Here is a 9,254-nt window from a genome sequence, read left to right as displayed (position 1 = left end):
GGGGCCGAGGAGCAGCCATGCGGCCAGGGCGTGGGCCGCCTCGCCCGCCGCGAGGGCGCCGACCGCGCCGATCGCGCCGAGCGCGGGCACCAGGAACGCCCCGGCCAGCACCGCGCAGGCCAGGCCCGCGGCGGCGCCCGCGGCGGTGGCGCGCAGGGTGTGCGCGCCGGCGTTCTCGAGCAGGTAGTTGAGGCTCCCCATCGCGAAGACCAGCGGGGTGCACAGGACGTACAGGAGCAGCACGACGACGGGGGGCGGCAGGAGGCCGGAGCCCTGGGTGGAGCGGGCGAGCAGCAGGGCGGCGGCGGTCCAGGCGGCACCGGCCACCGCCAGCGGGAGCAGCCGGCGCACCACGCGGCGGTCGAGCGTCGCGGCGTCCAGTGTCCGCAGGGTCAGCGACACGTGCGGCTGGAACAGCCGCAGGACGTAGCCGAAGCCGTTGAGCAGCACCGAGGAGGCGAGGACCATCAGGTAGAGGTGGCCGGTCTGTTCGTGGTGCCGGGAGGCGCCGAGCAGGGCGAAGAGGACGCTGACCGTGCCGGCCGCCGCGATGTCGCCGCAGGCCATCAGCGCCGATGTGGACACTGCCGGGACGGCCGCGCCCCGGCGTACCGGCCGGGAGGCGGAGCGCAGCAGGGCCGGGACGTGGACCAGGTTGAGCAGGGCGGTGCCGCCGAGGATCCAGCCGGTGAAGCCTTCGGGGCCCCAGCCGAGCAGGGTCGCCCCGCCGGTCCCGGTGACCACGACGACCGACAGGGCGGTGAAGTTGGCGATGTCGGCGCGGTCGCGGCCGAGCGCCCGGCACAGCCCGACCAGGACGGTGTTCAGGCCGAGCAGCGCCATGTACAGGCCGGCCAGCAGGGCCACCGCCCCGCCCCGCGGGGGGTTCAGCAGGGCCGTGCCGGCCAGCCAGAGCACGACGGCGGTGGTGAGCAGGCCGGCGCAGGCCAGGAAGACGGTGATCAGCTGGGGCCCGGTGCGGCGGGCCCGGGGCACCAGCTTCAGCGCGGACTTCTCGATGCCGAGCGAGGTGACGGTGGTGAGCACCTGGGCGGTGCCCATGGCGGCCGCGTACCGCTCGTAGGGTCCCTGCCCCCAGTGCGCCAGGAGGACGGTGTTGGCGCCGAGCAGCGTGAGCCGGAAGGCGGTGCGCCCGGCGAGGAGCGAGGCGAGGCGGCGGGGGCCGGGGCGCCAGGACTTCTCCGCCCCGGTGGCCGGTGCCGTGCTCACGCCGGCCCCGTCGGTTCGGGCTGCGCCACCGCCGTCTCGGAGGTGACGAAGCGGCCCTTGCCGCCGGCGGTGATCTCCACCCGGCCCACCCGGACGACGTCGAGCGGGAAGGCGCAGCCGGCCACGGTGTGCAGCCGTTCGCGCACCCCTGCGGCCACCTCCGCCCACCCGTCCCGGTCCAGGGGTCCGGAGGGGACCACGTCGAGGCGTACCGCCCCGGTGCGGTCCTGGTGCACGGCGCACTCGGCGATGCCCGGGAAGGTCGCCGCCAGGTGCAGGAAGGTGTCCGGGTACAGGTGGCGTCCGGTCGGCAGCAGCACCGAGTCGTTGACCCGGCCCGCGGTGAGCCGCAGCGTGCGGAAGCGCCGCCCGCACGGGCACGGCCGGGTCTCGACGCGGCCGACGTCGCCCAGGTCGTACCGGATCAGCGGCATCGCGCGTTCCATGAACGCGGTCGCCACCACCCGGCCCTCGGCGCCGTCCGGCAGCGGTCGTCCGTCGGTGTCGAGGATTTCCACGAGGAGCCGGTCCTCGGCGAGGTGGGCCCGGCCGTGCCGGCACTCGTAGGCGATGTTGAGCACTTCGAAGGCCGAGTACTCGTCGTGCACCGGGGCGCCGAACTCCTCCTCGAACCGGGCCCGGTGGGCGTCGACGAGGAGTTCGGACTCGGTCATGACCAGGCGCAGGGTGCGGCGCAGCTCCGCCAGTTCGGCCGCGGTCAGGGCGCGCAGCAGGGCGCGCAGGTGGACCGGGTAGCCGATCAGCACCCGGGGGCGGGCGGCGAGGAGTTCGGCCTTGATGTCGTCCATCGGCCGGTCGGTGAGCAGGACGTGGCGGCGGAAGAGGCCGATCTTCTCGAAGCGCCGCGAGGGCGGTGCGAAGGGCCTGATGTGGGAGAGGCGGTCGGTGGGCAGGTAGCGCCCGGTCGCCAGGAAGCGGCGGACGCAGGCGGCCATGTGGTAATCGTGGCTGTGGTGGTCGTGCACGACCGTCACCCGGCGGCCGGTGGAGCCGCTGGTGCGGAAGGTGGGCAGCCGGGCGGGGTCGGCCCCGCCGGCGAGGAGTTCCTCCAGGGGGCGGCTGCGCAGCACCTCCTTGCTCAGGACCGGGAGCTTCGCGACCTCGGCGAGGGAGCGCAGCGGGCCGGTCCGGTAGGCGGGGTCGTCGCGGTAGTACGGCACCTCGGCCCTGGCGTGCGCCAGCATCCGGTTGAGCTGGGTGAGCTGGCGCCGGCGCAGGGCGGCGCGGCTGCCGTACTGACGGGCGCAGGTGACGGGGACGTACAGCGCCTCTCGGAGGAACATCTCGTACGGTCCTTCGCGGGTCAGCCGGCGGTGGGGGCCTGGACGGGGGCGCGGCGGAAGACCCGGGTGACGGGGGCGAACCAGCGCTTGGGTGCGAACAGGACGAACAGCGCCAGCACGATGTGCACGGCGATGAGGGTGAACGCCTCGTACTTGCTGGCCGGGTGGCCGAGGCGGACCGTCATGTGCGAGGCCCAGGTCCACACTTCGGGGATGGTCTGCCACGCGGGGTCGGTGTGCTCGTTCACGGTGAGGTAGGCCAGGTCCTCCAGGCCGGACAGCATCAGCAGGATCATCGCGTAGGAGAGCCGGCGCACCAGGTGGGAGGCGCCGCCGCCGATGCGGAAGGCGAGGACGAGGCTCAGGATGACGAACGGGGTCAGCGTGAGGACGTAGTAGTAGAGCTCGGGGTGGTTCTCGGCCACGAAGAAGATCTTCGGGACGAAGTAGAGGAAGTAGACGAGGAAGCAGACCGGGACCACCAGGTGGAGGCGGATCCGCTGGGCCCAGACCGGGTCGAGCTGGGCGATCGCCTCGGTGGCGAGCACGAAGGGCACCAGCTTGAACAGCAGGATGCCCAGGCTCTTGACCTCACGGTCGTGGGGCATGGCGAACCAGACGATGCCCGCGAAGACCGCGGCGAGCGCGGCGAGGATCAGGAAGGGCGCGTTGCGCCGTACGGTGTTCAACGAACTTTCTCCGTAAGGGATTCGGGGCGGCGGGCCGGGGCGGGGGCGGCGGGCTCCACGTCGAAGCGCAGCAGGGCCCGGGCCTTGGCCTGTGCCGCCCGCAGCTCGGCGTGGCTGTCCGCGACGAGCAGGAGGTAGCCGAGTTTGTGGCCGGCCTGGGTGTAGCGGCGGACCTGGCTTCCGGGGCCCGCGAAGAGCCGCAGTTCGGCGGTCTGGGGCAGGGCGCGGACCGCGTCCTCGCCGTGGACGGTGCGCAGGACGCCGTCGGTGTCAGTGCTCAGGATCTGCAGGGCGGTCTTCTTGTCGTGGCGGGGCGCCAGGTCGAAGTCCTGGCCGAGCGCCAGGCGCAGGGCCGCCTCGTAGGTGTTGATGCCGTGGGCGTGCCGGACGAGCAGCGGCATGCCGTTGCCGCCGAGCCGGGCGCCCATCTCGATGAAGCGGATCTCCTCGGTGCGGTCGACGACGAAGTCGAAGTTGACGGGGCCGTCGGTGTGGCCGAGCGCGACGCAGATGTCCATGATCATGGAGCGCAGCCGGATCTCGGTGGCCGGCGAGAGCTCGGCGGGCACCGTGTGCGCGGTGGTGATCATGTGGGGTGCGCCGGTGGTGGCGCGCTCGGTGACCGCGATGGTCGCGAGTTTCGTGTCGCGCAGGAACGCCTCGGCGGACAGGTGCTTGCCGAGCAGCATCTCCTCCACGATCACTTCGCCGGAGAAGGAGTGCGCCCGTGCCTCGGCCAGCGCCGCGGGCAGGGCCGCCGGGTCGGCGACGACCTGGACGCCCTTGCTGCCGGAGGAGTCGTTCGGCTTGACGATGACGGGCAGCGGCAGGGTGGCCGCGGCCAGGCGCAGTTCGACCGGGTCCGTGGACCGCAGGTGGCCGTAGCCGGGCAGTCCGACGCGTTCCAGGACGCTGTGGAAGTAGCCCTTGTCCACGGAGGCCCGCACCGCGTCCGGGGCCGGCTGGTGCGGGGTGCCGAGGATGCGGCTGAGGGCGGCCACCGACTCCTGGGCGGCGTCGCTGGCCGGGGAGATCACCGCGGCGACGTCGAGGTGGCCGATCCGGGCGGCGATCTCCTCGGGGGCCCGGGTGGTCATGCACAGGAAGAGGTCGGCGGCCGCCGCGCCCAGCGCCTCCGGCCGCTGGTCGACGCCGATGACCCCGTATCCGAGGCGGCGGGCCTCGTGGTAGGCGGGGAGCTGGTCCTCGCCCCCGCCGAGGACGAGGATGTGGGGCTTGGTCATGGCAGGTTCCCTGTCTGCGGCAGTGGCGCGGGCACGGCCCGGCCGGTGGGTGCGGGGCGGTGGGCGTAGAGGTCGTCGCGCGGCCGCACGGGCACGTTGGCCTCCCGGATCTGGTAGCGGGGGAGTCCCTCGCCGCCGCGCATGATGCGCACCAGGTAGCGGGCGAGCAGTGCGAGCGCGCCGAGGCCGAGGACGTGCAGCAGCACGGACGCGGTGGCGAGCAGCCGGACGTCGCCCTGGAGCAGCGTCAGCGTCCCGGCCGCCACCGCGGCGACGGCCGCCGCGAGGTAGATGAGGGTGAGCGGCCGGTAGGAGAAGCCGACGAAGAGGTCGGCGGCGTGCCGGAACAGCTTGCCGAGCGACCACTTGGCCCGCCCGGCCACCCGGGCCGCGTGCGCGGTCTCCACCGTGGTGTAGCGGGCGCCGATCAGCGGCAGGGTGGCGAGGAAGTAGGGGGTGCTGACGTCGCAGTCGGCGACCTTGTGGGCCACCACGGTGCGCACCACGCGGAACACCGAGGCCCGCACGGGCAGTTCGATGCCGAGGATGCGGGTGGCGACGGCCTGGTGACCGTAGGTCCCGAGCCGGCGGTACCAGGGGTCCTGCCGGCCGGCGCGGACCGCGAAGACCGCGTCGTAGCCGCCCTCCACGGCCCGCCGCGCCAGCTTGTGGAGCTCGGCGGGCGGCGACTGCAGGTCGGCGTCGAGCTGGACGGTCCATTCCTTCGACGCGTACGCGAATCCCGCGGTGAAGGCGGATTCGAGGCCGAAGTTCCGGGCGAAGGAGAGGTACCGGACACGCGGGTCCTCGCGGGCGATCCGCTTGATGATGCCGAGCGTTCCGTCGGTGCTTCCGTCGTCGACGAAGAGGATCTCGGAGTCCTCGTACCGGTATATCTCCCTGCTGATTTCCAGATATGCCCGCTCGATGCATTCCTCCTCGTTGTAACAGGGCACCATCGCGGTGATGGAAAGCATGGCAGGCATTCTGGTCATCCTCTTCTCCCCGCTCTTCCTCCCGCCTTTCGTGAATCAGTCGAACATCGCGTTCATCGTCTCGTGGGTGGTCGCCTTCTGGCTGTCGGTGCGGCTCGCCCAGCAGGTGTTGAGGATGATGCGGGTCCTGTCGGCGTTCAGCGGGACGGTGCGGTGCAGCGTGGTGTCCGAGCGCAGGAAGTACAGGTCGCCGCGGGCGTGGCCGTACGAGCGGATCGGGTGCTGCTGCAGGTACTCCTCGACGCGCGGGTCGTCCTTGTTCCAGTCGGTGTGCGGAACGCACTGGAGCATGCCGCCGTACTCCAGGGAGGGCGCCTCGATCAGCCAGATGACCGTGAAGCTGAAGTCGCCCCAGTGCCAGCCGTGGGTGTCGCCCTTCTGGTGCTGGCGGGTGATGATGTACTTCTCCTCGTCCCACGGGCAGTCCATGACCTCCTCCTTGGCGAGGCGGGAGAGGAAGCCCTTGAGCGCCGGCGACTCGTAGACGGCCGGGATCAGCGACCCGTCGGTGGCGATCGCCTTCTGGCCGACGGTGGACATGAAGCGCGGCGAGTCGCCCGTCTCCTTGAGGCGGATGTCGATGCGCTTCTGGTGGGTGTCGATCAGCTGGTGGGTCTCCGCGGCGACCGCCTCGAAGACCTCCTCGGAGACCAGGCCGGGCAGCTTGACGTAACCCTCGCGGCGGAAGTGCTGGGAGAGCTTGAGGACCTCGTGGTCGTTGTCGAACCGCTCCGTGATGTTCTTGGCGATGAGCTCTTCGACGTTCGCTGCGGTAATCGCGTTCTGCGTCATGCGGGCTGCTCCTCGTGTGGCGTGCGGCCGGATCTCCATCCATCGGTCCGGTGACCCGGATCCTTTTCTGCCGCTGTCGGTGCACCGATTCTGTGGCGCGGGCCCGCGCGTTCGGTAGTGCTCGCCTCACCGATTTCACATGAAGAAACCACCCGGCCCCCGGCATGAGTTCTTCACCCCCGACATGAGGACCTCACACCGCCGTCCAGCGTGAAGAACGCAGCGTTGCGCCGACATTCTCCATGCGGTCCAATACCGGGACCCCGGGGGGTTTCACCGAATTCCCCCGCGAGTATCACGGGCATGCCCTGCACACGGATATTCCGCAGGGATTCAGGGAGGGATCGGGAATGACCAGGACAGCGGTGGTGGCCGGTGGCGCGGGCTTCGTCGGCTCGCATCTGTGCGAGCGGCTGCTCACGGACGGCTGGCGGGTCGTGTGCGTCGACAACTTCGTCACCGGGAGCGCCCGGAACGTGGCCCACCTCGCCGGCGAGAGCGGGTTCCGGCTGATCGAGGCCGACCTCGTCGAGGGGGCGCCACCGGTCGCGGGGAAGGTCGACGCCGTACTCAACCTGGCGTCGCCCGCCTCACCCGTCGACTACCTCGAACTCCCGCTGGAGACCCTGCGCGTGGGATCGGAGGGCACCCGGCACCTGCTGGACCTCGCCCGCGCCAAGGGCGCCAGGTTCGTGCTCGCCTCGACGTCGGAGACGTACGGCGACCCGCTGGTGCACCCCCAGCCGGAGAGCTACTGGGGCAACGTCAACCCGGTCGGCCCGCGCTCGGTGTACGACGAGGCCAAGCGGTACGCGGAGGCCCTCACCATGGCGTACCGCAGGAGCCTCGGTGTCGACGCCGGCATCGTGCGGATCTTCAACACCTACGGTCCCCGGATGCGCGCCCACGACGGCCGCGCCGTCCCCACCTTCATCCGGCAGGCGCTCGCCGGGCAGCCGCTCACCGTCGCCGGCGACGGCTCGCAGACCCGCTCGCTCTGCTACGTGACCGACCTCGTCGACGGACTGGTGCGGATGACCGGGGCGCGGCTCGCGGGACCGGTCAACCTCGGCAACCAGGAGGAGATCCCGGTGCTCCGGCTCGCCGAGTGGATCCGCGAACTGACCGCGTCCGCCTCCGGCGTCGTCCACGTGCCCCGGCCGGTCGACGACCCCTCCGTGCGCCGGCCCGACATCACGCGGGCACGCGAACAGCTCGGCTGGAGGCCGGAGTTCGGCACCGAACGTGGTCTGATCGAGACAATCGAATGGTTCCGCGGGCAAGCCGGGGCCGACCGCGAGACCCTGCAGTTGGCCGGTGCAGAGGAAAAGTAGGAACCGCTGACACCATGGGCGCGCGGCCGCACGAGGAGAACGGGACGGTGAGCGGGCATGCAGGACGGGACGTCAGCGCTGCACCCAGCCCTTGCTGTGCGCGAGCACACCCGCCTCGAACCGGCTGCGCGCGCCCAGACGCTGCATCAGGTCGGCGGTGATCCGCCGGACGGTGCGCACCGACACGCCCAGCTGGCGCGCCATCGCGTCGTCCGTCATCCCCTCCGCGAGCAGCCCGAGCACGGCCTGCTCCGGCGGCGAGGGCCGGTCGTCGTCGGCCCGCGCCGCGACGGTCTCGCCCAGCGGGCACGACTGCTGCCAGATCTGGTCGAAGAGGGTCATCAGGGCGGTGACCGCACCGGTGCCGTGCAGCACCAGGGCGCCCAGATCGGCGGCGGCGGGATCCATCGGCAGGATCGCCGTGGCACGGTCGTAGATCAGCATCCGGGGCGGCAGCCGGGGCACGGTGCGCACCTGGCCGCCGCGTTCGGTGAGCCACTGGGCGTACGCCCGGGTGGCCGGGCAGTTGCGGGCGCTGTCCAGGAAGACGTACCGCAGCCGCACCCCCCGGTCGGCGGCGGCCCGGTCCAGCGGCCGGGCCGCCTCCAGGTGCCGTTCGCTCTGCCCGCCGCCGGGCACGAACGCCGCGATCTCGGTGGTGCAGGTGTCGGCGAGGTGCTCGATCCTCGACTGGATCTCGTCCATGCTCCGGAGCTTGTGCACCTCGGTGGCCCGGCCGCTGGAGGCGCGGATGTCGGCCACCATCCGGGTCACCGCGAGGCGGCTCGCCCTGATCTGCCGCTGCCGCTCCAGGACTTCGGCCTCCTGGTCGATGAGCAGCGACGTCAGGCCGACCTCCGGGTCGACCGCCCGGCCGGGACCGCCGTCGGCCGACGGCCGCACCAGGGAGAGGGCGGCCAGCCGGTCGAGCGCCGCGCGGGCGCGCTCCTGACTCCAGCCCAGTCCTTCGCAGAGGCCGGCCACGCCGCCTGCCCCCTCCGCGAGCATGGTCCGGTACACGGCCTCCTCGTCAGGACCGAGACCCAGTTCCCCAAGCATGCTTCCCTCCCCCAAGGGTGGCGGCCCGGGCGACCGCCGACGTTTCCGGCGATTTCGGGCCGGAGTGCCGCTGTGGAGCCACACTCTATGCGATGGCCGGAAATCTGTGTTGATTCAATATGCATCAGGAAAATCTTTGCGGGGCAACCATCGTGTATCTAGTGAATGTCCGGCTTGACATCGTCGACGGCGTTCGCTCGCCCTCGCCCCCGGAGACCCGGGCCCTGCTGTGGGCGGCCGTCCGCCCGGGCGACGGCGTGGAGCACATCTACGCGCAGCCCTTCGGCCGGTCCGTGGAAGCGGTGCTCTTCGTGGAACGGCCCACCCTCGCCGAGGCGGAGCGGTGCTGCGACACCGTCCTCGACCGCTGCGCGGCCGGCGGCCCCCGGTTCAGCAGGCACTCCTGCGTGCCCCTGCCCCTCCTCGTCGAGCTGCTCACCGAGCAGAGCGAGCACTGAGGACCACGCTTCCCCGCACGTCCGGCCCACCCCGCCCGCCTGGTCAGCGTTGTCAGGGTCCTGCCACTGCAGCTCCCTGACACGCGTAACCCCTGTCCCCGACCGCCGGTGACGATCACAGTGATCTCACCGAAAGGGGCACCGGGTCC

At 71.9% G+C, this 9,254-nt stretch carries 9 protein-coding genes; 2 read left to right on the top strand and 7 right to left on the bottom strand.

Annotation, left to right across the window (positions count from 1 at the left end; genetic code table 11):
• From IE172_RS07580 to IE172_RS07555, 6 genes are all read right to left on the bottom strand, one after another.
• The coding region (locus IE172_RS07580; RefSeq protein WP_190096307.1) for a hypothetical protein at window positions 1-1,230 on the bottom strand (1,230 nt) is incomplete at its 3' end.
• Window positions 1,227-2,534, bottom strand: coding sequence for a phenylacetate--CoA ligase family protein (locus tag IE172_RS07575; protein ID WP_190096306.1), 1,308 nt, complete (start codon window positions 2,532-2,534; stop codon window positions 1,227-1,229). The genes IE172_RS07580 and IE172_RS07575, both read right to left, overlap by 4 nt.
• A 20-nt stretch (window positions 2,535-2,554) precedes the next feature.
• Window positions 2,555-3,223 carry a hypothetical protein gene (locus IE172_RS07570; protein ID WP_190096305.1) on the bottom strand — a complete coding sequence of 223 codons (669 nt, stop codon included), beginning with the start codon at window positions 3,221-3,223 and terminating at the stop codon, window positions 2,555-2,557.
• Window positions 3,220-4,467: an ATP-grasp domain-containing protein gene (locus IE172_RS07565; protein WP_190096304.1), complete on the bottom strand. Its 1,248-nt coding sequence runs from the start codon at window positions 4,465-4,467 to the stop codon at window positions 3,220-3,222. The genes IE172_RS07570 and IE172_RS07565 overlap by 4 nt, the downstream gene beginning before the upstream one ends.
• Window positions 4,464-5,444 (bottom strand): glycosyltransferase family 2 protein, encoded by a 981-nt coding sequence (locus IE172_RS07560; RefSeq protein ID WP_229885854.1) that lies wholly within the window; start codon window positions 5,442-5,444, stop codon window positions 4,464-4,466. Before IE172_RS07560 ends, IE172_RS07565 begins: the two co-directional genes overlap by 4 nt.
• 54 nt (window positions 5,445-5,498) lie before the next feature.
• Window positions 5,499-6,254 carry a HalD/BesD family halogenase gene (locus tag IE172_RS07555; RefSeq protein WP_190096302.1) on the bottom strand — a complete coding sequence of 252 codons (756 nt, stop codon included), beginning with the start codon at window positions 6,252-6,254 and terminating at the stop codon, window positions 5,499-5,501.
• Window positions 6,255-6,604: 350 nt separating this feature from the next.
• On the opposite strand from IE172_RS07555, the gene IE172_RS07550 reads away from it, so the two are divergent.
• Complete coding sequence (locus tag IE172_RS07550) at window positions 6,605-7,588, top strand: UDP-glucuronic acid decarboxylase family protein (RefSeq protein WP_190096301.1); 984 nt, start codon at window positions 6,605-6,607, stop codon at window positions 7,586-7,588.
• A 72-nt stretch (window positions 7,589-7,660) separates the two neighbouring features.
• Here the strand turns inward: IE172_RS07550 and IE172_RS07545 are convergent, their stop codons facing one another.
• Window positions 7,661-8,647: a LuxR C-terminal-related transcriptional regulator gene (locus IE172_RS07545; protein WP_190096300.1), complete on the bottom strand. Its 987-nt coding sequence runs from the start codon at window positions 8,645-8,647 to the stop codon at window positions 7,661-7,663.
• Window positions 8,648-8,808: 161 nt separating this feature from the next.
• Between IE172_RS07545 and IE172_RS07540 the strand changes: the two genes are divergently transcribed.
• The gene (locus IE172_RS07540; protein ID WP_229885851.1) at window positions 8,809-9,105 is read left to right on the top strand and encodes a hypothetical protein; all 297 of its coding nucleotides are present in this window, start codon (window positions 8,809-8,811) and stop codon (window positions 9,103-9,105) included.
• The last annotated feature ends 149 nt before the right edge of the window (window positions 9,106-9,254 follow it).

The sequence above is a fragment of the Streptomyces griseoflavus genome (assembly GCF_014649995.1).
GTDB classification, from domain to species: domain Bacteria; phylum Actinomycetota; class Actinomycetes; order Streptomycetales; family Streptomycetaceae; genus Streptomyces; species Streptomyces griseoflavus.
This window is presented reverse-complemented; position numbering and strand designations above follow the sequence as displayed.